The sequence below is a fragment of the Nocardia sp. NPDC051929 genome, assembly GCF_044548645.1.
Classification (GTDB): domain Bacteria; phylum Actinomycetota; class Actinomycetes; order Mycobacteriales; family Mycobacteriaceae; genus Nocardia; species Nocardia sichangensis.
In genome coordinates this window covers 109,058-133,044 of sequence record NZ_JBIUCG010000010.1, presented here as the reverse complement: position 1 = coordinate 133,044, position 23,987 = coordinate 109,058, and the positions used below count along the sequence as shown (strand labels likewise).

At 68.7% G+C, this 23,987-nt stretch carries 25 protein-coding genes; 13 read left to right on the top strand and 12 right to left on the bottom strand.

The features are described 5' to 3' along the window. Positions 1–39 precede the first annotated feature (39 nt). From nuoF to ACIHAX_RS15015, 7 genes are all read right to left on the bottom strand, one after another. Positions 40–1,362: an NADH-quinone oxidoreductase subunit NuoF gene (gene nuoF / locus ACIHAX_RS15045; protein WP_355073997.1), complete on the bottom strand. Its 1,323-nt coding sequence runs from the start codon at positions 1,360–1,362 to the stop codon at positions 40–42. Continuing rightward, positions 1,359–2,126 carry an NADH-quinone oxidoreductase subunit NuoE gene (nuoE, locus tag ACIHAX_RS15040; protein ID WP_355073996.1) on the bottom strand — a complete coding sequence of 256 codons (768 nt, stop codon included), beginning with the start codon at positions 2,124–2,126 and terminating at the stop codon, positions 1,359–1,361. Before nuoE ends, nuoF begins: the two co-directional genes overlap by 4 nt. After that, positions 2,123–3,448 (bottom strand): NADH dehydrogenase (quinone) subunit D, encoded by a 1,326-nt coding sequence (gene nuoD, locus ACIHAX_RS15035; RefSeq protein ID WP_379254450.1) that lies wholly within the window; start codon positions 3,446–3,448, stop codon positions 2,123–2,125. Before nuoD ends, nuoE begins: the two co-directional genes overlap by 4 nt. Beyond that, positions 3,448–4,224, bottom strand: a complete 777-nt coding sequence (locus ACIHAX_RS15030) for an NADH-quinone oxidoreductase subunit C (RefSeq protein WP_397277905.1) — start codon at positions 4,222–4,224, stop codon at positions 3,448–3,450. The genes nuoD and ACIHAX_RS15030 overlap by 1 nt, the downstream gene beginning before the upstream one ends. After that, positions 4,221–4,775, bottom strand: coding sequence for an NADH-quinone oxidoreductase subunit B family protein (locus ACIHAX_RS15025; protein WP_040866749.1), 555 nt, complete (start codon positions 4,773–4,775; stop codon positions 4,221–4,223). Before ACIHAX_RS15025 ends, ACIHAX_RS15030 begins: the two co-directional genes overlap by 4 nt. A 51-nt stretch (positions 4,776–4,826) precedes the next feature. Then, positions 4,827–5,207 carry an NADH-quinone oxidoreductase subunit A gene (locus ACIHAX_RS15020; RefSeq protein WP_067807371.1) on the bottom strand — a complete coding sequence of 127 codons (381 nt, stop codon included), beginning with the start codon at positions 5,205–5,207 and terminating at the stop codon, positions 4,827–4,829. Positions 5,208–5,673: 466 nt separating this feature from the next. Next, a complete protein-coding gene (locus ACIHAX_RS15015) occupies positions 5,674–6,093 on the bottom strand; it encodes a hypothetical protein (protein WP_355073991.1) in 420 nt (139 codons plus the stop codon). Between the two features lie 141 nt (positions 6,094–6,234). Between ACIHAX_RS15015 and ACIHAX_RS15010 the strand changes: the two genes are divergently transcribed. From ACIHAX_RS15010 to ACIHAX_RS15000, 3 genes are read left to right on the top strand one after another with little or no spacing between them, the layout of a single operon-like run. Next, a complete protein-coding gene (locus tag ACIHAX_RS15010) occupies positions 6,235–7,776 on the top strand; it encodes a hypothetical protein (RefSeq protein ID WP_364426404.1) in 1,542 nt (513 codons plus the stop codon). Positions 7,777–7,779: 3 nt separating this feature from the next. Continuing rightward, positions 7,780–8,223: a hypothetical protein gene (locus tag ACIHAX_RS15005; RefSeq protein WP_364426401.1), complete on the top strand. Its 444-nt coding sequence runs from the start codon at positions 7,780–7,782 to the stop codon at positions 8,221–8,223. Beyond that, positions 8,220–9,764, top strand: a complete 1,545-nt coding sequence (locus ACIHAX_RS15000; RefSeq protein WP_397277902.1) for an FHA domain-containing protein — start codon at positions 8,220–8,222, stop codon at positions 9,762–9,764. Before ACIHAX_RS15005 ends, ACIHAX_RS15000 begins: the two co-directional genes overlap by 4 nt. Before the next feature lie 16 nt (positions 9,765–9,780). Here ACIHAX_RS15000 and ACIHAX_RS14995 read toward each other — a convergent pair whose 3' ends face one another. Together ACIHAX_RS14995 and ACIHAX_RS14990 are read right to left on the bottom strand one after the other, a co-directional pair. Further along, a complete protein-coding gene (locus ACIHAX_RS14995; protein ID WP_397277900.1) occupies positions 9,781–10,635 on the bottom strand; it encodes a class I SAM-dependent methyltransferase in 855 nt (284 codons plus the stop codon). Between the two features lie 74 nt (positions 10,636–10,709). After that, complete coding sequence (locus ACIHAX_RS14990; RefSeq protein ID WP_397277898.1) at positions 10,710–11,555, bottom strand: LysR family transcriptional regulator; 846 nt, start codon at positions 11,553–11,555, stop codon at positions 10,710–10,712. A 174-nt stretch (positions 11,556–11,729) separates the two neighbouring features. Here ACIHAX_RS14990 and ACIHAX_RS14985 point away from each other — a divergent pair, with 174 nt between their 5' ends. The 5 genes from ACIHAX_RS14985 to ACIHAX_RS14965 are packed head-to-tail and all read left to right on the top strand — an operon-like array spanning position 11,730 to position 16,601. After that, entirely contained in the window at positions 11,730–13,172 is a 1,443-nt protein-coding gene (locus tag ACIHAX_RS14985) for a form I ribulose bisphosphate carboxylase large subunit (protein WP_355073982.1), read from the top strand. 21 nt (positions 13,173–13,193) lie between these two features. After that, entirely contained in the window at positions 13,194–13,616 is a 423-nt protein-coding gene (locus ACIHAX_RS14980) for a ribulose bisphosphate carboxylase small subunit (RefSeq protein WP_355073980.1), read from the top strand. Then, the gene (locus ACIHAX_RS14975; protein WP_355073978.1) at positions 13,606–14,610 is read left to right on the top strand and encodes an AAA family ATPase; all 1,005 of its coding nucleotides are present in this window, start codon (positions 13,606–13,608) and stop codon (positions 14,608–14,610) included. The genes ACIHAX_RS14980 and ACIHAX_RS14975 overlap by 11 nt, the downstream gene beginning before the upstream one ends. Before the next feature lie 24 nt (positions 14,611–14,634). Next, positions 14,635–15,711: a class 1 fructose-bisphosphatase gene (locus ACIHAX_RS14970; RefSeq protein WP_364426390.1), complete on the top strand. Its 1,077-nt coding sequence runs from the start codon at positions 14,635–14,637 to the stop codon at positions 15,709–15,711. 11 nt (positions 15,712–15,722) lie between these two features. Beyond that, positions 15,723–16,601 (top strand): phosphoribulokinase, encoded by an 879-nt coding sequence (locus ACIHAX_RS14965; RefSeq protein WP_355073975.1) that lies wholly within the window; start codon positions 15,723–15,725, stop codon positions 16,599–16,601. Positions 16,602–16,608: 7 nt separating this feature from the next. Here ACIHAX_RS14965 and dinB read toward each other — a convergent pair whose 3' ends face one another. Beyond that, positions 16,609–17,850 carry a DNA polymerase IV gene (dinB, locus tag ACIHAX_RS14960; RefSeq protein WP_397277895.1) on the bottom strand — a complete coding sequence of 414 codons (1,242 nt, stop codon included), beginning with the start codon at positions 17,848–17,850 and terminating at the stop codon, positions 16,609–16,611. Between the two features lie 129 nt (positions 17,851–17,979). Here dinB and ACIHAX_RS14955 point away from each other — a divergent pair, with 129 nt between their 5' ends. From ACIHAX_RS14955 to ACIHAX_RS14945, 3 genes are read left to right on the top strand one after another with little or no spacing between them, the layout of a single operon-like run. Beyond that, positions 17,980–18,360 carry a BlaI/MecI/CopY family transcriptional regulator gene (locus tag ACIHAX_RS14955; RefSeq protein WP_043691105.1) on the top strand — a complete coding sequence of 127 codons (381 nt, stop codon included), beginning with the start codon at positions 17,980–17,982 and terminating at the stop codon, positions 18,358–18,360. Further along, positions 18,357–19,307 (top strand): M56 family metallopeptidase, encoded by a 951-nt coding sequence (locus tag ACIHAX_RS14950; protein WP_397277893.1) that lies wholly within the window; start codon positions 18,357–18,359, stop codon positions 19,305–19,307. Before ACIHAX_RS14955 ends, ACIHAX_RS14950 begins: the two co-directional genes overlap by 4 nt. Before the next feature lie 18 nt (positions 19,308–19,325). Further along, a complete protein-coding gene (locus ACIHAX_RS14945; protein WP_397277891.1) occupies positions 19,326–20,435 on the top strand; it encodes a DNA glycosylase AlkZ-like family protein in 1,110 nt (369 codons plus the stop codon). A 314-nt stretch (positions 20,436–20,749) separates the two neighbouring features. Here the strand turns inward: ACIHAX_RS14945 and ACIHAX_RS14940 are convergent, their stop codons facing one another. Next, the gene (locus ACIHAX_RS14940; RefSeq protein ID WP_397277889.1) at positions 20,750–22,177 is read right to left on the bottom strand and encodes an MFS transporter; all 1,428 of its coding nucleotides are present in this window, start codon (positions 22,175–22,177) and stop codon (positions 20,750–20,752) included. A gap of 12 nt (positions 22,178–22,189) precedes the next feature. Then, a complete protein-coding gene (locus tag ACIHAX_RS14935; RefSeq protein ID WP_397277887.1) occupies positions 22,190–22,990 on the bottom strand; it encodes a thioesterase family protein in 801 nt (266 codons plus the stop codon). Positions 22,991–23,044: 54 nt separating this feature from the next. Between ACIHAX_RS14935 and ACIHAX_RS14930 the strand changes: the two genes are divergently transcribed. Together ACIHAX_RS14930 and ACIHAX_RS14925 are read left to right on the top strand one after the other, a co-directional pair. Continuing rightward, on the top strand, positions 23,045–23,518 hold the full coding sequence (locus ACIHAX_RS14930; protein WP_364426370.1) for a helix-turn-helix domain-containing protein: 474 nt from the start codon (positions 23,045–23,047) through the stop codon (positions 23,516–23,518). A gap of 52 nt (positions 23,519–23,570) precedes the next feature. Further along, complete coding sequence (locus ACIHAX_RS14925) at positions 23,571–23,984, top strand: NUDIX domain-containing protein (protein ID WP_355073963.1); 414 nt, start codon at positions 23,571–23,573, stop codon at positions 23,982–23,984. Positions 23,985–23,987 lie beyond the last annotated feature (3 nt).

Genomic DNA, 23,987 nt, shown 5'->3' with positions numbered 1-23,987 from the left:
GGCCGCCACCCCTGATCGAATCGCTCCGCGATACCGGTTTCATCGGACCTCTTCTCCTGACTCGGCCCATGCCGTGCTGCGCGCCGGGTCGAACGGGCAGCGGCCCAGCCGCAGGTGTTCGACGTACTCCTCGCGGAAGTACTTCAGCGAGGAGATGATCGGGCTGGCCGCGCCGTCGCCGAGGGCGCAGAACGACTTGCCGTTGATGGTGTCGCTGATGTCGAGCAGCTTGTCCAGGTCGGATGCGACGCCGGTGCCCGCCTCGATACGGTGCAGCAGCTGCACCAGCCAGTAGGTGCCCTCCCGGCATGGGGTGCACTTGCCGCAGGACTCGTGGGCGTAGAACTCCGTCCAGCGCAGCACGGCGCGCACCACGCAGGTGGTGTCGTCGAAGATCTGCAAGGCTTTGGTGCCGAGCATGGATCCCGCACCCGCGACGCCTTCGTAGTCGAGCGGCACGTCGAGGTGTTCCTCGGTGAACAGCGGCGTGGACGAGCCGCCCGGAGTCCAGAACTTCACCCGATGCCCGGCGCGCACGCCACCGGCGTAGCCGAGTAGTTCGCGCAGCGTCACGCCCAGCGGGGCCTCGTACTGCCCGGGCCGGGTGACGTGACCCGACAGCGAATAGAGCGTGAAGCCGGGCGAGCGCTCGCTGCCCATGGAGCGGAACCACGCGATGCCGTTGCGGATGATGGGCGGCACGCTGGCGATGGACTCGACGTTGTTCACCACGGTCGGGCAGGCGTACAGACCCGCGACGGCGGGGAACGGCGGGCGCAGCCGAGGCTGGCCGCGGCGCCCTTCCAGCGAGTCCAGCAGTGCGGTCTCCTCACCGCAGATGTAGGCGCCCGCGCCCGCGTGCACGATCAGCTCGAGGTCGTAGCCGGAGCCGAGGATGTCATGACCGAGGAAGCCCGCCTGGTAGGCCTGGGCCACCGCGGCCTGTAGCCGCCGCAGCACCGGAACCACCTCGCCGCGCACGTAGATGAACGCGTGCGCCGCGCGGATGGCGTAGGCGGCGATGACGACGCCTTCGATCAGCGCGTGCGGGGCGGCCAGCATTAGCGGAATGTCTTTGCAGGTGCCTGGTTCCGATTCGTCGGCGTTCACCACCAAGTAGTGCGGTTTGGTGACGCCGTCGGGACCCGGCCCCTGCGGGATGAAACTCCATTTCATGCCGGTGGGGAAGCCCGCGCCGCCGCGCCCGCGCAGGCCCGCGTCCTTGACGGTCTGGATGATCTGATCCGGGTCCGTCCGCAGGGCGGTGCGCAGCGCCTGGTAGCCGTCGTGGCGCAGGTAGGTGTCCATCGTCCAGGACTGCGGATCGTCCCAGTAGGTGCTCAGCACCGGGGTGAGCGTCATCGCCTGCCCTCCGTGTCCTCTTCCGGCGCGGGGGCGCGCATGCCCTGTTCGCGGGCCACCCGCAGGCCGGCGAGTGTCGCGTCACCGGCCGCGCCGTCGAGCACACCGGGGCGCTCGTCGGGGAAACCGGCGAGGATGCGGGCGGTCTGCTTGAACGTGCACAGCGGCGCGCCCCTGGTCGGGGTGACCTGCTGTCCGGCTCGCAGCGCGTCCACCAGCGCCCGCGCGGACTCGGGGGTCTGGTTGTCGAAGAACTCCCAGTTGACCATGACGACCGGCGCGAAGTCGCAGGCCGCGTTGCACTCGACGTGCTCCAGCGTGATCGATCCGTCCGCTGTGGTCTCGCCGTGCCCGATGCCGAGGTGGCGCTCGAGTGCGGCGAGGATGGCGTCGCCGCCCATGACCGCGCAGAGCGTATTGGTGCAGACGCCGACGTGGTAGTCGCCGGTCGGTGTGCGCCGGAACATCGAGTAGAAGGTGGCGACCGCGGTGACTTCGGCGCCGGTCAAGCCCAATTGCTCGGCGCAGAACTCGATTCCGGTGCCGGTGACGCAACCCTCCTCGGACTGCACCAGGTGCAGCAGGGGCAGTAGCGCCGAGCGCGGATGCGGATAGCGCGCGATGATCTCCTTGGCGTCGGTTTCGAGCCGTTCGCGCACGAAGGGCTGGTACGGCTCGGGCCGGGCGCTGAGCTTCAGCAGGACCCGTGTGCCACCGGTCCCGTAGCCACCGTTCGGGGTATCGCCGTCTGTTGCCGGGTTCATCGGTCCACTCCGCCCATGACGGGGTCGATGCTGGCGACCGAGGCGATGACGTCGGCGACCATGCCGCCCTCGCACATCGCCGCGACCGCTTGCAGATTGGTGAACGAGGGGTCGCGGTAGTGCACACGGTAGGGCCGGGTGCCGCCGTCGCTGACCATGTGCACGCCGAGCTCGCCGCGCGGCGACTCGACGGCCGCGTACACCTGGCCGGCCGGAACGCGGATGCCTTCGGTGACCAGCTTGAAATGGTGGATCAGGCCCTCCATGGACCTGCCCATGATCTTGCCGATGTGCTCGGGAGAGTTGCCGAGTCCGTCGGCGCCGAGTTGCAGGTCGGCGGGCCAGGCGATCTTCTTGTCATCGATCATGACCGGGCCGGGCCGCAACCGGTCCAGGCACTGCTCGACGATCTTCAACGATTCCTTCATCTCTTCCACCCGGATGACGTAGCGGCCGTAGCAGTCGCATCCGGTGGTGATGGGAACGTCGAATTCGTAGTTCTCGTAGCCGCAGTAGGGCTGGGCTTTGCGCAGGTCGTGCGGCAGACCGGTGGCGCGCAGCACCGGGCCGGTGATGCCGAGGGCCATGCAGCCCTGCAGGTCGAGATAGCCGATGTTCTGGGTGCGGGCCTTCCAGATCGGGTTGGCGGTGAGCAGGCGCTCCATATCGCGCAGCCGTTCGGGCAGCAGCGCGAGCAGTTCGCGCACCTTGGTGACGCCGTTGTCGGGGAGGTCCTGAGCCAGGCCGCCGGGGCGGATGAACGCGTGATTCATCCGCAGGCCGGTGATCGTCTCGAACACGTCGAGGATCAGCTCGCGTTCGCGGAAGCCGAACAGCATCGGCGTCAACGCCCCGAGCTCCATGCCGCCGGTGGCCAGGGCGACCAGGTGCGAGGAGATGCGGTTGAGTTCCATCAGCAGCACGCGGACGATGGTGGCGCGCTCGGGGATCTGCTCGGTGATGTCGAGCAGTTTCTCCACGCCAAGGCAGTACGCCGTCTCGTTGAAGAACGGCGACAGGTAGTCCATCCGGGTGACGAACGTGACGCCCTGGGTCCAGTTGCGGAATTCGAGATTCTTCTCGATCCCGGTGTGCAGGTAGCCGATTCCGCAGCGGGCCTCGGTGACCGTCTCGCCTTCGATCTCGAGGATCAGGCGCAGCACACCATGGGTGGACGGATGCTGCGGACCCATGTTGACGACGATGCGTTCTTCGCCCGCGCCGGACAGCGTCTCGGCCACCTGGTCCCAGTCCTGGCCTGCGACGGTGACCGTGGCGGGCTCGGGCGCGGTGACCTCGGGTTCGGTGTCGGTGTCGCTCATCAGCTGTATGCCCTCCGCTCGTCGGGCGGCGGGATGCGCGCGCCCTTGTATTCGACCGGGATCCCGCCGAGCGGGTAGTCCTTGCGCTGGGGGTGACCGCGCCAGTCGTCCGGCATGGTGATCCGGGTCAGCGAGGGGTGCCCGTCGAACCGGATGCCGAAGAAGTCGTAGGTCTCGCGCTCATGCCAGTCGGTGGTCGGATACACCTCGTAGAGCGAGGGGATGTGCGGGTCCGCGTCCGGTGCGGAGACCTCCACCCGTAGACGGCGGTTGTGCGTGATCGACATGAGGTGGTAGACGGCGTGCAGTTCACGGCTGGAGTCCTCCGGGTAGTGCACGCCGTCGACGCCGAGGCAGAGCTCGAATCGCAGTGCGGGATCGTCGCGCAACGCGCGGGCCACCGTGGGTAGATGCTCCCGGCGCACGTGCAAAGTGAGTTCGCCACGGAAGACGATCACCTTCTCGAGCGCGGCGTCGGAGCGGGCGCCGGTGGCGGCGAGCGCGGCGTGGAGCGCGGCGACCAACTCGTCGAAGTACCCGCCGTAGGGGGCGGGCGTGCCGCCGGGCAGGGTGACGGGGCGGACCAGGCGGCCGTAGCCGGAAGTGTCGCCGGTGCCGGTGACGCCGAACATGCCGCGGCGCACGCCGATCACGTCGGCCTCCGCCGGCCTGGAATCCTCCTCGGGCAGTGTGCCTTCGGGGCCCGCGGTGGCGGCGGCATCGATCGCGTCGTGCGCGGGCGGTGTTTCGGTGTCGTCGGGGGTGTCGAAGGTCATCGCAGCAGACCCTCCATCCGGATTGTCGGCGTCGAGGCGAGCGCGGCCTGTTCGGCGGCGCGAATGGCTTCCTCGCGGTTGACGCCGAGCGGCATCTGTTGAATCTTGGCGTGCAATGCCAGGATCGCGTTCAGCAGCATCTCCGGCCGGGGCGGGCAGCCGGGCAGATAGATGTCCACCGGCACCACGTGATCGACGCCCTGCACGATGGCGTAGTTGTTGAACATCCCGCCGGAGGAGGCGCAGACGCCCATCGCCAGCACCCATTTGGGTTCGGTCATCTGGTCGTAGACCTGGCGCAGCACCGGAGCCATCTTCTGACTCACCCGGCCCGCGACGATCATCAGATCGGCCTGCCGCGGCGAGGCGCGGAAGGCCTCCATGCCGAAGCGGGCGATGTCGAAACGGCCCCCGCCGGTGGCCATCATCTCGATGGCGCAGCAGGCGAGCCCGAAGGTGGCCGGCCACAGGGAGCCCTTGCGCAGGTATCCGGCGAAATCCTCGACGGTGCTCAGCAGGAAGCCGCTGGGCAGTTTTTCCTCGAGACCCATGTTCTACTGACTCGCTTCCACTCGTCGGCTACGAATTCGGCTGCGCGGTGGTCAGTCCCAGCTGAGCCCACCCCGTCGCCATTCGTAGGCGTAGGCCACCGAGACGTTGACGATGAACAACGCCATCGCGGCCAGACCGAAGAGACCGAGCGCATCGAAGTGGACTGCCCACGGGTAGAGGAACACGATCTCGATGTCGAAGATGATGAACAACATGGCGGTGAGGTAGTACTTCACCGGAAAGCGTTGCCCGGTAACGTTTCCCGGTCCGCCCGCCACGGCATGCGGCGTGGGTTCGATACCGCATTCGTAGGGTTCCAGCTTTGCCCGGTTTCGTCGTTTCGGGCCGACCAGGGCGGACAGGACGATGGAGAACAGCGCGAACGCCGCCGCGATCGCGCCGAGTACAAGTGTCGGCACCTCGATGTTCACGACTGCACTTCCCCTCCTTGCGAGCGGCAGCTGACAACAGCGTCCGAGGCGGGCTGACGTCGTTGTCCGCCTCGGCCAGACTCGCCCCTCGGCTCCACCCGGGGACGGTCATTACCGGACCCATCTCCGTGTGAGGTAGGGCACAGCCTACAACTGAACCGGCGGCCTGCACCGCGTTTGGCGACGGCTTTTGATCGAATTCAGTACAAGCATTTATGACCGAAACGGTGGTAATCCGCGCGAGGGGTCCGCACCGTTGGGTGAACGGTCAGTTGGAAACGTTGAGGTGTCGGGTACGGCGACGTCAAATGTGGTCCCGAGCGGGTTCGCAGTCGGAAAAGGCGACAAACTGCGCGGCGAACAACGGCGCCGAGGGCGGCGCGGTCGAGGGTCGCTTACCGGCGGTCCGGGCGCGGCGGCGCGCCCGGGTGAATTAATTCATGATCGCTATGAATCGCTGGCGGGTTCAGGCCGCGGAGCGGCTGCGCAGCAGAGCCACGACGGCCTCGGTGAGCCGGAGCGGATCGATGGGATGCGCCACCGCTGCCTCCGCGCGCGACCAGCTGGCAAGCCATGCGTCGTCGGCCCTGCCGGTGAGCACCAGCAGCGGCGGGCACGGATCGACTTCGTCCTTCAACTGCTTCGCGATGCCGAGCCCGCCGACGGGGGCGGCCTCGCCGTCGAGCACAGCCAAGTCGATGCCACCGGCGTCCAGCTGCGCGATCACCACGGGAGCGGTGGCGACCTCCAGGTACTCGAACTCCGGTAGCTCTGCGCTCGGACGCTTGCCCAAGGCCTGGATCACCTGGCGCCTGGTGTCGGCGTCGTTGCTGTACACGAGGACCCGCAGTGGGGTGGAACGAGTGGAATCGGCCACGAACGGCATGGTACGTCCGCGAGGGCATACCGCGTGGCAGGTTCGGCGCAGATGGTTCACACGCGTCGTGCGCGGCGCGTCACCAGTGCGGTCGTCCGGCGAAAGCCGATGGCAAGCAGTTGATAAGGATCTGCCGGTAAAGTCCGGCCAATGCGGGGAGATATCACGCAGGCCCTCGTCGACACCGACGTATGGACCGATGAAATGCTCGGCAGCGCCGGGATTCCGGTGTTCGACGTACCGTTCGTGACCATCGGCAGCGGGATCGGATCGTTCGTCACCTACGACACGCTCCGGATCTTCGGCGTGCCCGCCGAAGCGATGGCGGTGCTCGGTCCGCAGGAGCACCCGTGGACCTCCTACGAGTACCTCACCAGGGTGTCGCAGATCCCCCGTGGCGAACGCCTGCGCAGCGACTCGGCCTCCACGCCGGACAACATCTGGGGCTTTCCGTCCTACGCGGTGCGGGAGGCGATCGCGGACAAGTCGATCAAGCCGCTGTGGAACGTCTTCGTCGAGCCGATCTTCGCCAACTACTACACCCCGCGTGCGGGCCAGGCGTTCGCCTCCATGGAGCGGGAATTCCACCGCATCGGCTATGCCCGCTCGCTGCACCGCGGGCACGTGCGCATGGTCCGCAAGCGCAACGGCGGCGGATACTTCACCATCCTCACCCCGCCCGCGGGTTCGGCACCGACCAAGCGGGTCGCTTTCCGCAGCACGTATGTCCATGTCGCCGTCGGCTATCCGGGGCTGAAGCTGCTGCCGGATCTGCAGGAGTATCGCGAGACCCATCGTGATCCGACCCGTGTGGTCAATGCCTACGAGCCGCATGAGCACGTCTACCAGGCGCTCCAGCGGCGGCCCGGCACGGTGCTGATCCGTGGCAGCGGGATCGTGGCCAGCCGCGTCCTGCAACGGCTCATCGACGACCGGGACAAATACCGGCTCGACACCCGGATCCTGCACCTGTTCCGCACGTATATCGCAGGCTCGCACGGCAAGAACATCTTCAGCAGGCGCAAGGGCGGCGACGGATGGGCCTACCAGGGTTTCAACTATCCGAAGTCGGTGTGGGGCGGTCAGCTCAAGCAGAAGGTGCGACGACTGCAAGGCGAGGAACGGGCGCGCGCGTACAAGGAGATCTCCGGCACCAACACCCCCATCCGCGACAACTGGCAGGAACAGTTGCGCCGTGGCCGCCGGGAGGGGTGGTACCAGGTGATGGCCGGCACGATGCGCGCTCCGCGTCCTGCCGCTGGACGGCAAGGCGTGGTCGCCACGATTCTTCCGGATTCCAGCGCGCCCTTGCCTTTTCCGCCGCCGACGCAACCGTTCGACACGACCGTCGACTACATCATCGACTGCACGGGGTTGGAAGCCGACGTCCGGGAGCACCGGCTGTTGGCAGACCTGCTCGACCACACCGGCGCGGGCCGTAATCCGCTCGGTCGGCTGGACGTGGACACGACTTTCGAGCTGATCGGCACCCGCAGCGGCACAGGACGGATATACGCCTCCGGCAGCGCGACGCTCGGCGGGCCGTTCGCCGGGGTGGACACCTTCCTCGGCTTGCAGATCGCCGCGCAGGAGATCGCCGACGACCTGGCCGCGGTCGGGTTCTGCCGCAGGATGGGGCCGCTGCGCTCGACGCGGCAATGGTGGCTGTGGGTTACGAACGAGAAGATCTGAGCGATGCTTCCTACCTTGAACGGGCGAATCCAGACCCGTCTGCTCGCGCTGAGCGTGATCGGCTTCGTCGTCGCGCTGCTCATCACCCCGTTCCTGCCGACCGGGTCCTCGAGCATCGGTCAGGCGTACCGGGTGACGTTGTCGGTGCTGCTGGCGACCGTTCTGGTCGGTGTGCTCTGGGAACTGCTCTACCACCTGCTCCAACAGTTCCGCTGGGAGAAGGACTGGCCGACCTTGTTCGGTCTGGTCACCATCCTCAACGAGGGAGCGCTGATCTGGGTGCTCGTGCGCTACACCACGGTGGTGCTGCCCGAGCATCTGCGTCCGCCGCTCGCTGCCTTCCTCATCCAGTTCGTCGTCACATGGATCGCCTTCTGGCTCATCGTGAACGGGCCGATGCGGGTGGTCTTCCATCGGTGGCGCTTCCAAGGCGGCCGGTTCCTGTGAGCGCGCAGATCGAGGTGTTGCCCGGCACCCACCTGGTGGCGAGCGCGAATGGCGCGGTCGTGGTCGTCGCGCACCGGGGCGACGGGCTCCTCACGGCGGACACGGTCGCTGCCCGCACGATGACGGCGCTGCTGGACATCGTTCGCGAAGCCGTCGCGCGCGACCGGCGCCGCAGCGGGCGCGCGGTGGCGCGACTGGCCACGACCTGGCTGATGGGCCTGTCCAACGGCGAGGAGGAGGAAGTCGAATTCGGGGTGATCACGCCGGTGGACCAAGGTCTCGCGGTGTTTCTGCACGGTGGGGTCACCGCGGTGCTCGCCGGTCCGGGCCACACGGAGGTGCTGCGCGGCCGGGACGCCGGATTCACCGTCGACCGCATGGTGACGCCCGCACCCGGCAGCGGCGCCGGGTTGTTCGTGGACGAGGCGGGCTGGACCGCGGAATCGCTACCGGGGCGGGGGATTCTGTCGCTGGAGGCGGGCGCCGCGCCAGGGTCCGGCGCGGTGCTGTGGTCGGGCGCGATCGGTGATGAGCCGGACAGCCACGGTGACGCCGAGTCCCCGCGGCGACCGCACGCCGGATCCGCGCCGCCATCTCCCGTCGAGCCCCGGCCGGAGCCGCCGCACGTCGCGCCACGACCGGCGGCCGAACCGCATCGCCTCGAGGATCGGCCGCCGATGCCGGATCAGATGCCGCAACCGATTCGCACCGCCGGACCGCAGGCGATGCCGCAACCACACCGGCCGGGCGGGCAGGCGGGTTCCGAGGAGTCCGAAGCGCAACCACGACGGGCGCCGAGCCTGCGGAAGGGCGAGGAGTCCGGCGATGCCGCGACGGAAGTCGATCTCCAAGCGCCGGCGCGGCGGGCCACGCCACGCGAAGGCGTGACGCCCCCGGCGGCGCAGCCAGTACCACCGGCGCCGGACCAGAGCCCGGCGCGGCCCGCGCACCGCACCGATCGGGATCACGCGATCGCCAACGACGCGAATCTCGCCGAGACGATGGTTCCCTCGACCGGCGTCGTCGCCGACGCGCTCGGGTCGACCGGCTCGAACGCGCTGGGACATCGCGTGATCGTGCCGGGTTTCCAATGCGCCCGGCATCATCACAACGATCCTCGGGTGTCGTTCTGCGCGGTCTGCGGGATCCGGATGGATCAGCTCACCTGCGTGCTCAGCGAAGGGGTGCGCCCACCACTCGGTGTGTTGCTACTGGACGACGGCACGTCGTTCGTCCTGGACAGCGACTGCGTTCTCGGCCGCGAACCGGAGCATTCGGACGCGGTCGCGCGTGGCGCGCGCCCGGTGCGGCTGGAGGACAGCTCGGGCGGAATGTCGCGGGCGCATGCGGAGATCCGCCTCGTCGACTGGGATGTCACGGTCGTGGACGGCGGTTCCACCAACGGCACCCACATTCGTCATCCCGGACGCCAGGACTGGGTCCGAGCGGTCCCCGGCCAGCCGATCGTCCTCGCACCCGGAGCCCAGATCCAACTGGGCGGCCGCGTGCTCACCTTCGACTCTCAGCACGGCCAGCTGTAGCCGAGGACGGCGTCGCTCAGGTGTGGCGGAAACGGATGATGCCCGACCAGGGGGTGCGCATGGGTTTGCGGGGGTCGGGCTGGGGGAGATAGGTGAAGGGACGTAGGTACCAAGGTGCGCGGTGGAACTTGCGGGCGTGCAGCAGCAGGCTTTCCAGTTCGATCGGCTGCCAGCCGAGGTCTTCGAAGAAGCGGACGCCGTTGGCGGGTTCGAACTGCATCGGCGCGTTGGCGAAGGTGTCGCCAGAGCGCATCTTGCGCATGCCCAGACTCAGGTCCAGCAGCCACCAGGCGATCTCAGGGCGGGCCAGTGCGGTCGCGAGATCGGTGACCGTCGGCGGGTCGAGGTACATCAGCAGCCCCTCGGTGAGCACCAGGGCCTTGGACGCGCCGGTGGCGCTCGGGCCGATCGCGCCGAGCGCCTCGTCGAGGAACTTCATCCGCGCGTCCGGGTCGGCGAGATCGACCGCGCGGCGGATGAGCACGCAGTGCGGCGTCTCGCCGGCGAGGGCGCTGTCCTTCTCGGCGACGATCTCGGGGAGGTCGGCCTCGATCCAGAGCAACTCGTCGGGCAGATCGAGCCGGTAGGGGCGAGCGTCCAGACCGGCGGCGAGGTTGAGGACGCGGTCGCAGCCCTCGCCGATCGCGGTGGCTATGAGGTCATCGATCAGTTTGGTCCGCGTGACGATCGGCCACCCGTCGCGCATCACCGCAGGCGCGTTGTCGGCGATGGCGTGGCCGCGTTCGCCGGCCAGCCGGTCGGCGAGCGGATCGCGGAACAGCGCGTCCGGGCGGATCGTCTCGCGTGCCCGGTAGGCCGCGACCCAGCGCGCGGTGTCCGAGACGTTGGACGGAACATCCCCTCGGGTCATGCGAGTCAGTCTGTCATATCCGTCCAGTCGGTTTCCGTGGCGGCTGTGGTGCCGGTTCGCGCAGGTCGCGGGCCTCAATGCGGGTGGAAGGCGTCGGAACCGACCTCCGCGGGGTCGAGCAGATGGGCGAGGAACAGGCGGGTGGTCGGCGTCGGTGTGCGGGTGGTGATGGCATGCCAGGGACGATCCAGCGGGGTGCCCTCGACCGCGAGCACGCGCAGCGCGCCGTTCTCCAGGTCCTGGGAGATGGCGTCGCTGTGGATCAACGTCACGCCGAGTCCTTCTCGCGCGGCGGCGAGGACGGCGCCGTGGGAGCCGAGAGTGAGCACGGGCGGTTCGATCCGGAGTTGGTCGAGCAAGGCGAGGGTGGCCTCGCGGGTGCCGGAGCCGCGCCCGCGCAGCAGCCAGGTGGTGTGCAGCGGGTCGAGTTCCGGTAGGCCGACCACGACCAGACGGCTGGGCCGCCGGGCGCGCACCACCAGCCCGGTGTCGCGTGGCGGGCGGCCTGCGATGACGAGATCCGTTTCATGGTGTTGCAATTCGAGGAACAGCGCGTCGCGCGGATGCACCGACAGGCTCAGTTCGATGTCGGGGAACCGGCGGCGGAACGAGGCGAGCGGCCGCAGCAGGACGTACTCGCCCGCGGTGGCGACCACGCCGATCCGCAGCCGCCCGGTCTCGGCGCGGCGCACGGCCGCCTGCGCCTCCTTCATCAACCCGAGGATGCCGCGGCAGTACTCGGCGTAGACGCGCCCGGCCTCCGTGAGCGCGATGCCGCGCCCGGACTTCGCGATGAGCTTTGCCCCCAGCAGTTTCTCGATGTGCGCGACGGCCGCGGAGACGGCGGCCTCGGTGATGTGCAACTGCGCCGCGGCGCGGCGGATGCTGCCGTGGCGGGCGACGGCCAGGAAGGTTTCCATCCGAGCCGCGCTCACCATACCCACCCGAGAACGGTAACAAACTCAACGAATATGTTGAGTGTCGCGAGAAACAATCAAATTGTTTGTCGGTATCCGGCCCGTCATCCTGGAAATCCCAAGGCACGCCCGTTCGCCCGGGTGCGGGTGTCCCGCAGTGGCACAGCAGGAGGAACGATGGCCGAAGAAACCGAACGCGACCGCTGGGATCCGGGTGTCCAATCCTATGCGTCGATGGGGTATTACGCGCCCGACTACCAGCCGTCGGATACCGACGTGCTCGCCGTGTTCCGGGTGACTCCGCAGCGCGGTGTCGATCCGATCGAGGCGGCGGCCGCGGTGGCGGGTGAATCCTCCACGGCGACCTGGACGGTGGTGTGGACCGACCGGCTCACCGCCCACTCGCGCTACCAGGCGAAGTGTTACCGCATCGACGAGGTCCCCGGGCGGCCGGGGGAGTACTTCGCCTATATCGCTTACGATCTCGACTTGTTCGAGGAGGGATCGATCACCAACCTGACCTCCTCGATCATCGGCAACGTGTTCGGGTTCAAGCCGCTGCTGGCGCTGCGGCTGGAGGACATGCGCATTCCGGTGGCGTACGTGAAGACGTTCCAAGGGCCGCCGCACGGCACGGTGATGGAACGCGAATATCTCAACAAATACGGCAGGCCGCTGCTCGGCGCGACGGTGAAACCGAAACTCGGGCTATCCGCCCGCAATTATGGACGCGTCATCTACGAGGCATGCAAAGGCGGCCTGGATTTCACCAAGGACGACGAGAACATCAACTCGCAGCCGTTCATGCGCTGGCGCGACCGGTACCTGTTCGCGATGGAGGGCGTCAACCGTGCGATGGCGGAGACCGGCGAAATCAAAGGCCATTACCTGAATGTGACCGCGGCGTCGATGGAGCAGATGTACGAGCGCGCGGAGTTCGCCAAGGAACTCGGCAGCGTCGTCATCATGATGGACCTCACCGTCGGCTTCACCGCGATGCAGTCGATGTCGCATTGGGCGCGCCGCAACGGGGTGCTGCTGCATCTGCATCGCGCGGGGCATTCCACCTACACGCGGCAGAAGACGCACGGCGTCAGCTTCCGGGTGCTGGCCAAGTGGTGCAGGCTGATCGGCGTCGACCATCTGCACGCGGGCACCGTGGTCGGGAAACTGGAGGGCGACCCGGCGACGACCAAGGGGTTCTACGACACGTTGCGGGAGAACCACATCCGGACCGAGCCGGCCAACGGGATCTTCTTCGACCAGTACTGGGCGAGCCTGCCCGGTGTGATGCCGGTGGCTTCCGGCGGCATCCATGCCGGGCAGATGCATCAGTTGCTCGACCTGTTCGGTGACGACGTGGTGCTGCAGTTCGGCGGCGGCACGATCGGGCATCCGCTCGGCATCGCCGCGGGCGCGGAGGCGAACCGGGTCGCGCTGGAGGCGGTCGTGCAGGCCCGCAACGAAGGCCGCGACCTGTTGAAGGAAGGCCCCGATGTGCTCAGGAAGGCGGCCGAGATCTGCCGTCCGCTCGATGTCGCGCTTGCCACCTGGGGCGATGTCACCTTCGACTACACCTCCACCGACGCGCCGGACGCCGTGCCGACGGCCAGCCGCTGACCATCCAGGAAGGACGAGCCGATGTATCTGAGGCACGGAACATTCTGCTACCTGCCGCCGCTGACCGACGAGCAGATCGCCGCCCAAGTGCGCTACGCATTGCTCAACAGCTGGCCGGTGTCCATCGAGTACACCGACGATCCGCACCCGCGTAATGCCTATTGGGAGATGTGGGGGCTGCCGCTGTTCGACTTGGACGAGCCCGACGGTGTGCTGGCCGAGATCAACGCGTGCCGGGCGACTTTCCCCCGGCACTACGTGCGGGTGCTCGCCTACGACGCCCGCTACACCAGGCAGACGACGGCGCTGAGTTTCCTGGTGCAACGACCGCCCGACGAGCCGGGTTTCGTGCTCACCCGCACCGAGGGTCCCGACCGGATGCAGACATACGGCCTGCATTCGTATGCCACGACCGTCCGGCCGGGAGAGCGGTATGGCGGCTGAGCGCAACGGCTCCGGATTCCGTCTGCACCGGCCGGGGGCTGATGTCCCCGGCGCGGTGCGGACGGCGTCGCCCGATCCGGAAGAGCCGGAAATCCTGGCCGAGGACGCGGTGCTGGACTTGTCGAGCGACATCGCGGGTCACGACGTCGAGGAAACGTTGCGCAGGCTGGACGCGGAGTTGATCGGGCTGGCTCCGGTGAAGCGGCGGGTCCGCGAGATCGCGGCGCTGCTGTTGATCGACCGTGCCCGGCAACGTTTCGGACTGACCTCCTCGCGGCCGACCATGCACATGAGCTTCACCGGCGGTCCCGGCACGGGCAAGACCACGGTGGCATTGCGGATGGCGCAGATGCTGCACGCCCTGGGCTACATCCGCAAACCCAAGGTGCACACGGTCACCCGCGACGATCTCGTGGGTCAGTTCATCGGGCACACCGCACCGAAAACCAAAGAGGCGCTGGCCAAGGCGGCGGGCGGGGTGCTGTTCATCGACGAGGCCTACTACCTGTTCCGGCCGGAGAACGAACGCGACTACGGGCAGGAGGTGATCGAGATCCTGTTGCAGGAGATGGAGAACGAACGCGCCAGCCTGGTGGTGATCTTCGCGGGCTACCCCGACCGGATGGACCGCTTCTTCTCCGCCAATCCGGGCCTGTCCTCACGGGTGGCCCACCATCTGGAGTTCGCCGACTACACGCACGCGGAGCTGCTGGGAATCGCCGAGCTCATGGTGGCGGCGGAGAACTTCCACTTCGACGACGCGGCGCGGACCGCTTTCGGGGAGTACCTGGAACACCGGATGGCCCGCCCGCGCTTCTCCAACGCGCGCAGCGTCCGCAACGCGCTCGACCGTTGCCGGTTGCGGCAGGCCAAGCGTCTCGTGGAACTGCGCAGACCGCTGACCAAGACCGATTTGATCACGCTGACCGACCGGGATGTCTACGGCAGCAGCGTGTTCACCGACCCCGAGCCCGCCGGCGAGCCGACCGTGTGACCCCGGTGACGAGATCGAGGCGTTATGCCAGAAGGACTGAAGACCCTCACCCGCTTCACCATAGAACAGGAGCATCGGCATCCCGGATCGTCCGGTGAGTTCTCCGCCCTGGTGAACGTGATCGCGACCGCGACGAAGATCGTCGCCAATCAGGTCACCAGGGGCGCGATCGTCGGCTCGATCGGTGCGTCCGAGCCGGACAATCTGCCGCCGACGGTGCATCGCAAACTGGACGCGATCACCAACGACATCATCGTCGCCGAAACTCAATGGACCGGGCACCTTTCGGCGTTGCTGTCCGAACAGATCAGCGAGATCCATCCGGTGCCCGCCACCCATCGGCGCGGGAAGTACCTGCTGGCCTTCGATCCGCTGGACGGTTCGTCGAACATCGACGTAAATCTGCCGGTGGGCACCATCTTCAGCGTCTTGCGTGCGCCCGCGCAGGGCCCGGGCCCCGCGGCGGCCGACTTCCTGCAGGCCGGCGTCGAGCAGGTGTGCGCGGGGTTCACCCTGTACGGGCCCGCGACCATGCTGGTGCTGACGACCGGCAGCGGGGTCGACGGGTTCACCCTGGACCGGGAGATCGGCGCGTTCGTGCTGACCCACCCGCGGATGCGCATCCCCGAGGACACCTCTGGATTCGCGATCAACGCGGCGAATGAGCGGTTCTGGGAACGACCGGTGCGCCGTTACGTGCACGAGTGCCTCGACGGCGTCGACGGCCCCCGCGAGCGGGATTTCAATATGCGCTGGGTGGCCTCGCTGGTCGCCGACACCTTTCACATCCTGACCCGAGGCGGGGTGTACCTGTACCCCCGCGACACCCGCCCGCCCACGCGTCCGGGAAGGGTGGCATTGCTCTACGGCGCCAATCCGATCGCGTTCATCGTCGAACAGGCCGGGGGCTCCGCGACCACCGGCAGCGAGCGAGTGCTGGAAGTGACGCCCGGCGACGTCCATCAGCGGGTGCCGCTGATCTTCGGCTCCCGCAACGAAGTCGAGCGCATCGAGCGGTATCACCGCGAACCGGACGAGGGCCCCAGCTTCGACAGCTCGCTGTTCGGCAGGCGGTCGCTGTTTCGTCCGGCCCAGCGCTGAAGAGGAGAACCATGTCGGTCAAGCACCCGGTCGTCGCCATCACCGGGTCCTCCGGGGCGGGGACCTCCAGCGTGACGCGGACCTTCCAGGAGATCTTCCGCCGCGAAGAGATCAACGCGGCCATCGTCGAGGGCGACGCGTTCCACCGTTACGACCGCAACGAGATGAAACTGGCCATGGCCGAGGCGGAGCAGAGCCGCAATCTGCGGTTCTCGCATTTCGGGGAGGAGGCCAACCTGCTGAAGGAACTGGAGACGCTGTTTCGCGACTACGGCGAGACCGGGGTCGGAACGGTGCGCCGGTACCTGCACGACGAGGCCGAGGCGAAGCCCTACGGCCAGCCGCCGGGCACCTTCACGCCGTGGGAGGAGCTGACGCCGGGCAGCGACCTGCTGTTCTACGAGGGCCTGCACGGCGCGGCGGTCACCTCCACCGTGGATGTGGCGCGATACACCGATCTGCTGGTCGGCGTCGTGCCGATCATCAATCTGGAGTGGATTCAGAAGGTGATCCGGGACAAGACCGAGCGCGGGTACTCCAGCGAGGCCGTGATCGATACGATCCTGCGGCGGATGCCGGACTACGTCACCTACATCTGCCCGCAATTCTCCCGCACCTACGTCAACTTCCAGCGGGTGCCGACCGTGGACACGTCCAATCCGTTCATCGCGCGCACCATCCCGACGGCGGACGAGAGTTTCGTGGTGATCCGGTTCGCCGACCCGAAGGTGATCGACTTCCCCTATCTGCTGTCGATGCTGCACGACTCGTTCATGTCGCGGACGAATTGCATCGTGGTGCCCGGCGGGAAGATGGAGCTGGCCATGCAGCTGATCTTCACGCCGCTGATCCTGCGGTTGATGGACAAGCGGCCGAAACGCTCGTACTGAGGCGCGGCTAGTCGGGGAGAAGAGGAACCGAGAGGCCCTCGCCGCGGTTGAGGAGGGCGGCGCGGGTGACGGCGGCGGAGCCGAAGCGCTTGCGCAAGTCGTCGAGGGTGGCGTCGAGGCTGTTGGTGGCACGGGCTTCGAAGGGCAGGGCGAGCTGGACGGAGTCGGCGTCGTCGAGGTTGGTCAGCGCGAGACCGATCAGGGTGAGGCCGCGTTCCTGGATGACCGGCATCGCCCCGGCGAGCAGGGTGCGGGCCGCGCTCAGGATCGTCTCGGTGTGGTCGGTGGCCCCGGCGAGAGTATGCGAGCGGGTGGCCCGGGTGAAATCGTCGAAACGCAGGCGTAGCACCACGGTTCGGCACACCCGGTCGGCGGCGCGTAGGCGACGGCCGAGCCGATCGGTGAGCCCGTGCAGGTAGGCCTCGATCTCGTCCGGCGGCCGGTGCTTGCGGCCGAGGGCACGCTGGGCGCCGATCGAGCGCCGCCGCCGGCCGGTCTCGACCCGGCGCGGGTCACGCGCCCAGGACAAGGCGTAGAGGTGGCGTGCCGCGGCGGGACCGAGGATCGCCCGCAGCGGGCGCTCGCCGAGTTCGGCCAGTTGGCCCACCCGCGTGATGCCGTGCTCGTGCAACGTGCGCGCGGTGACATCGCCTACACCCCAGAGCCTTTCGACCGGCAGCGGATGCAGGAAGTCCAGTTCGCCGTCCGGCGGCACCAGCCGTAATCCGTCGGGTTTGGCGACGGCGCTGGCCACCTTGGCGAGGAACTTGGTGCGAGCGATGCCCACCGAGATGGGCAGGCCGACCCGGTCGCGGACTTCCGCACGCAGCCGCGTCGCGATGGCGACGGGCTCGCCCGCGATCCGGCGCAGTCCGCCGACGTCGAGAAAGGCCTCGTCGATCGAGACGCCCTCGACCACGGGTGTGGTGTCGCGGAAGATCTCGAAGACGGCTCTGCTCGCCTCGGCGTAGGCGGACATGCGCGGCGGCACCACGATCGCGTGCGGGCACAACCGGCGCGCCTGTCCGCCGTTCATCGGGGTGCGCACTCCGAACGCCTTCGCTTCGTAGCTGGCAGCCAGGACGACGCCGCCGCCGACGATCACCGGTTTGCCGCGCAGCCACGGGTCGTCCCGCTGCTCGACCGAGGCATAGAAGGAGTCGAGGTCGGCATGCAGGATCGATGCCTCCGGCCGCGCGAGAATCCGGGGCCTGCCGGATCGGGAGACGGGCGCGTCGGACACGAACATATGTTCGCATATGGCCCCGACAGGGTGCGGTCGGAGCGGACGGATCTACTGGTTGCCTCCGTAGTAACCCACCCAAACCGGTAACCTGTTCCCACGACGGGGCACAGCTCGGATGAGGGAGTCGGTACGGTGCGTGGATTCGGGGATCTGGAGGCGGTGATCATGGACCGCATCTGGGATCAGGACGCAGAGGACACAACGGTGCGTGAGATCTTCGACGAACTGTCGGCTCAGCGCGACATCGCGTATACGACGGTGATGTCGACCATGGACAACCTGCATCGCAAGGGGTGGCTGGCGCGCGAACGCGCGGGCAAGGCCTATCGATACTGGCCGACGCTCACCAGGGAAGAACACAGCGCCCGGCTCATGCTGGAGGCGCTGGGTTCCGGCGGACGCTCGGATCTGGTGCTCAGCCATTTCGTCGATCGGATCAGCGCCGAGGAGTCGGCGGGGCTGCGTGCCGCGCTACGCAGACTCGCGGCGCGTAAGTCACCAGAAGTGCCGTGAGCCTGGCCCTGGCTCTGACGTTGTACGGCGGCGTCGTGGCGGCCTTCGGTCCGCCCGTGCTGCGCAGACTGACCTATCGCGGGATCGCGCCGCGGCTGGGTGTGATCGCCTGGGTTGTCGCGATCATCGGTGCGCTGAGCGCATGGGGGGTTGCGGCGGCGGTGCTGACCGTCGAGTTCGCCACCTACTGGGGACATCCGAAGGACGCGTTGCACGCGTGCGCCTCGTTCCTGTGGGCTCCGGTGGATGCGCACGGCGCCGCGGCCGGCCGTGCGGCCACGTTCGCGGTGGCGGCACTGGTGTCCACCGGAACCGTCGCGCTGGTGGCGCGCGCCGTGGGAGTCGTGCTGGACATGCGCAGGCGCACCAGCGTCCACGCGCGGGCGGTCCGTCTGGTCGGCAGGCCGGTGCCGGGAATCGGGGCGGTCGTGCTCGACTCACCGGAGCGGCAGGTGTATTGCGTGCCGGGACGACCCGACACCATCGTGGTCACCACCGCCGCGCTGGCGGCGCTGGACGAGGATCAACTCGCCGCGGTACTCGCGCACGAACGCGCGCACCTGTCCGGCAGGCACGCGGCGTTGACCGCGGTGCTGCGCGCGGTGGCCACCACACTGCCCGGCCTGCGGTTGTTCACCGGTGGCGCGGCCGAGATCGCCCGCCTGCTGGAGATGTGCGCCGACGACAAGGCCGCCGACGAGCACGGTTCGCTGCCGCTGCTCGGCGGGCTGCTGGCGATCGTCGGCATCGTCGAGCCCGCGCCGCCGGGTGCGCTGGCCGCGGCGGGCACGGCGGTACTGGCCCGCGCCGAACGGCTGGCCGACCCGGTCGGCGCGATTCGGCGCGCCACCACCCGCACCGCGTTGCTCGGCGTGATCGCGATGACGCTCGCCGGGTCGGCGCTGGCCGCCGCGCTGGTCGCCTGCGCGGGCACGATGCTGAACTGAGCAGGAGAAGGAGCGCGAATGCGGGCCACCTGGGATCAGGTTTTCGCCTGGCGGCTGGACCGGCACTATGTCTTGTCCCGGACCGACGAAGGTGCGGTAGCGGTGGCCGGGCGTCTGTGCGGTGTGCAGGCTCAGGTCACCTCAGCGGCCGAACTGGCGGTCGCACTGCGCAGCACGAAGCCCGAATCCGGCGCGCTGGTGCGCGCGCTCGACGAGGGCGCGCTGATGAAGACCTGGGCGATGCGCGGCACGCTGCACGCGCTGCCTTCGGAACTGGCCGCCGCCGTTCTCGCGCTCATCGGTTCCGCGCGCACCTGGGAGAAACCCTCCTGGCAGAAGAACTTCGGCGCTTCGCCCACGGAGGTGGCGGCACTGACCGAGGCGGTCGCGCAGGTACTCGACGCCGCGGTGCTCACCCGGGAGGAGTTGGTCGAAGCCCTGGTGTCCGCACCGGAATTCCATCGGCTGGGGGAGGAACTGCGATCCGGTTGGGGTGCGCTGCTCAAACCGCTGGCCTGGCAGGGCGTGCTGTGTCACGGCCCGGGACGAGGCACCAAAGTGACGTTCACCAGTCCCGCGCACCTGGTGCGCGACTGGCCCGGCCTGCCCGCTCTCGACGCCGCGGCGCGGGTGGCGATCCTCGGCTATCTCGGCGCCTACGGCCCGGCGACGCCGGAGACCTTCGACGCCTGGCTCAGCCGCAACAGCCTGCGCGAGACCACGGTGCGCCGCTGGTTCGCCGAGTTGGGCGACCTGATCACCGAAATCGACGTGGAGGGCCGCCGCGCCTTCCTGCCGACCGACCAGGTCGACGCACTGGCCGCCGCCGCGCCGAGTGCGACGGTGCACCTGCTCGGCGCCTTCGACCAATACGTGCTGGGACCGGGCACCGGTGACACCGTGCTGCTGCCTGCCGCCCACCGTGCGAAGGTGAGCCGCACCGCGGGCTGGATCTCACCGATCGTCGTGGTGGGTGGGCGCATCGCGGGTGTCTGGGAGCTCGCCGAGGACGCCGTCGAGATCACCATGTTCGACGGTGCGCCGCTGCCTGCGCGGGGCCTGGAAGCGGCCGTCGCCCACGTGGCGCTGGCGGCCGGGCGCGAGAGCCTCACGGTGCGAGTCGCGTAGCGTTGCCATGCTGTGCCGACCGAAACGGGCTACTGGTGCCGATCCTGCCGCTCGTGGTCCGGCGATTTCAGCGCCCAGCCGCTGAACCGCCCGTCGCGTGGGACCCTGGTCGGCGTCCGGTGCTGTTCGGACGTCGACCAGGGATCGACCAAGTGTGCGGTCACGAATCGGCCGATGACAACCACTACGGACAGCGCCGCGATGGATCCGGAAAGTGCGGCCGCGGATCGCCGAGCAATGGCGGCGCGACGCGCGCTGTCGAATCGGCGCTGTCGAGCGGAGTGTCACGCACGGGCCATGGGCTTGGACCCGGATCAGGCGACGGCCGACTCGATAGCCGATTCTGGTTGTGCGACAGTGGGTTTCGTAATACGCGCGGTCGCGCCGACCAAGCCCGCGAGGACCGCGACCACCGCCGTCGCGTACCACCCGTGCCGGAACGCGTCGAGTGTCGCCTCCGGGCTTGTAGGTGAGCCGAGCACCGCGACCAGGCCCGCGACGCCGACGGCGAGACCGAGCTGGCGCGCCATGCTCAGCACGGCCGATCCGGTGGCGAACCGCTGCGGCGGCAGTCCGCCGGTGCCCGCGGCGAAGGCGGTCGGCAGGGTGAGGCCGACGCCGATGCCGCTGACCACCATGCCGCCGAGCAAGCCACCGACATAGTCGGGCGTCAGGGTGACCGCCCGCGCCCACCACAGCATGCCCGCGCCGAACACGATCCCGCCCGCGGCGATGACCGGCCCGGCCCCGATCCGGCCGATCAGCCGTCCCGCCAGGGCTGCGACCACCGGCACCATCAGCGGGCCCGGCGCGATGGCCAGTCCGGTGCGCAACGCCGACCAATCCCAGACGTTCTGCGCCCACAGCACCACCGACAGCAGCATCGCGCCGAAGGCCACGTTGAACAACACCGCGTTGCCGGTCATCCAGGCGAAGCTGGGCGCGCGCAGCAGCGCCGGATCCACCACCGGGCTGTGGTGCCGGGCCGAGGAGACGACGAACGCCACCGCCAGGATCGCCGCCAGCGCGAACGCGACCAGCACCCGCGCCGACGACCAGCCCCAGCCCTCGCCCTTGACCAGGCCGAGCACCAGGCTCGCGATGGCCCCGACCAGCAACGCCGCACCAAGCAGGTCGGGCAGCCGCCCGCCGTCGCCCTCGGGATCGGGCAGCGTCCGCAGTCCGACCACCACGGCGGCCAGACCGATCGGCACATTCACCAGAAATACCCAGCGCCAGCCGAATTCGACGAGAAGGCCGCCGAGGACCGGGCCGAGCGCCGCGCCGAGCCCGCCGAAGGCGACCCACAGCCGCACGGCGGCGGCGCGGCGCGATGGGGGGCTGGCCGCGAGCACCAAGCCGAGCGAGGCGGGCGTCAGCAGCGCGCCGCCGACGGCCTGGAGCACGCGGAACAGCACCAGCGACCCGACGTCCCAGGCGGTGGCGCACAGTGCCGATCCGACGACGAAGACCACCAGCCCGAGCAGGAAGGTGGTCCGGATGCTGCGACGGTCGCCCAGTCGTCCCGCCGGGACCAGCAGCGCGGCGAACACGATCGCGTAGGCGTTGAGTACCCAGGACAGTCCCGAGATCTGCGCTCCGCCGAGGTCGGCGGCCATGTCCGGCAGGGCGACGTTGACGATGAACAGGTCCAGGCTCGACAGCAGGACGCCGAGGGAGACGACGGCGAGCACGACCCGGTAGTCGGTGGCCCGGTTGGGCGGCGTGGATGAAGAATGCACGATCGTCTCCGTTCAGCCGAGCACGCGGCGGGTCTGGCGGGCCGAGGCGAGCAGCAGGCCGCTTCGATCCCAGATAGAGGTGTCGTCCACCGACCAGCCGCCGCCGGTCGAGGCGTTCACCGTGCGCACCAGCACCGGCGAGCCCTCGGTCGGCACGTCGTGCAGGTGCATCGACAACGCCACGGTGGGAATCGCGACGGGCGCGCGCAGTGTGGGAAAGACGGCGGGCGGCAGGGCATCGGCGAGGATCGCGAGGGCCGCGGCATCGGTGGGCAACTCGGGGACGAGTTCGATCCACGCGCACATCATCGGTTCGTCCGCACCGGTCAGCGGCAGCGGCCCGGCTGCCGGACGGATGTCGAAATGCACGCCCACCGGAACGATTTCGGGCGGGAGGGCGAAGTGCGCACAGGAATCGGGATCGGGCACTCGCGGCGCGGGCGCGCCTGCGTAATCCGCGACGCCCGACGCCATGGCGCGACCGAGCGTGACGGACGCCCCGGCGATCGGGCTGCCGTCCTGGTCGGCGCCCACCTCCACCACGACGGTGCTGCGGCCGACGGCGCGTGCGGTCGCGTGGAAGGTGAGCACTTCGTCTGTGGGGCGCCCCAGGAACCGGAGGTCCACGGCCCGCACCGGCAGCGGTTCCGCGGCGGCCGCGCGAGCCACCTCGATGAGCAGTGCCGCGATCACGCCGCCGTGCGGGCCGGTCCAGCCGCGCCAGGACCGGTCGACGCGCGCCTGCCACCCAGCGGTGCCGGTCTCGGTGAGCGTGAACTCCTCGGCGAGTGTCCGCTTAGTGAGTTGTTTCATGCAATGCACCATAAGCGAGTGAGTTCTATGAAGCAACCGACTATGCTGACGGATATGCGCAGGACGAGCTTCGAGGACATGAACTGCTCGCTGGCCCAGTGCCTCGAGGTGGTCGGAGAGTGGTGGACGCTGCTGATCGTGCGCGACGCTCTGTTCGGCGTGACGCGCTTCGACGACTTCCACGCCCGTCTCGGCATCGCCCGCAACGTGCTCACCCAGCGTCTCGAGCATCTGATCGAGCATGGGGTACTGACCAGAGAGCCCTACCAGGACAATCCGGTTCGCTACGACTACCGGCTCACCCCGAAAGGCCGTTCGCTGTGGCTTGTCGTCACCGCGATGCGTCAGTGGGGCGACGAATGGGCCGCCCCGGACGGCCCGCCGGTGCAGACCGTACACACCACGTGCGGGAACCTCGCGACCGTCGAACCGGTGTGCTCCGAGTGTGGTGAGCACATCGCCCCACGCGACCTGCGCCCCGTTCTCGGCCCCGGCGCCAAGGATCCTTCCCTCCTGCCATCGCGCTGAGGCGGGTGCGGCCGGTTCCGCGTTCACCGCCGCACGGCGATAGGCTGCGGCGGTGGCGGACGGGCGAGTGCGGCAACTGATCGACACGGTGGCGTGGGTGCGCATCGAGGAGGGACGCATTCTCTGCGCCAGACCGCGCGGCAAAGGCGTCTTCTACATCCCGGGCGGCAAGCGCGAGGGCGCCGAAACCGACCTGCAGACACTGCTCCGCGAGATCGAGGAGGAACTCACCGTCGCCCTGCTGCCGGAGACCGCAGCGCATGTCGGCACCTACGAGGCGGTGCACGGCCCGACGGACGGCGCGCTGGTGCGGATGAGTTGCTACACCGCGGATTATCGTGGAACGCTGGCCGCCAGCAGCGAGATCGAAGAGGTCGCGTGGTTCTCCTATGCCGATCGCGCCCTCGTCCCCCCCGTGGATCAGCTGCTGTTCGACGATCTGGTGCACGCGGGTCTGCTGCGGTGAATC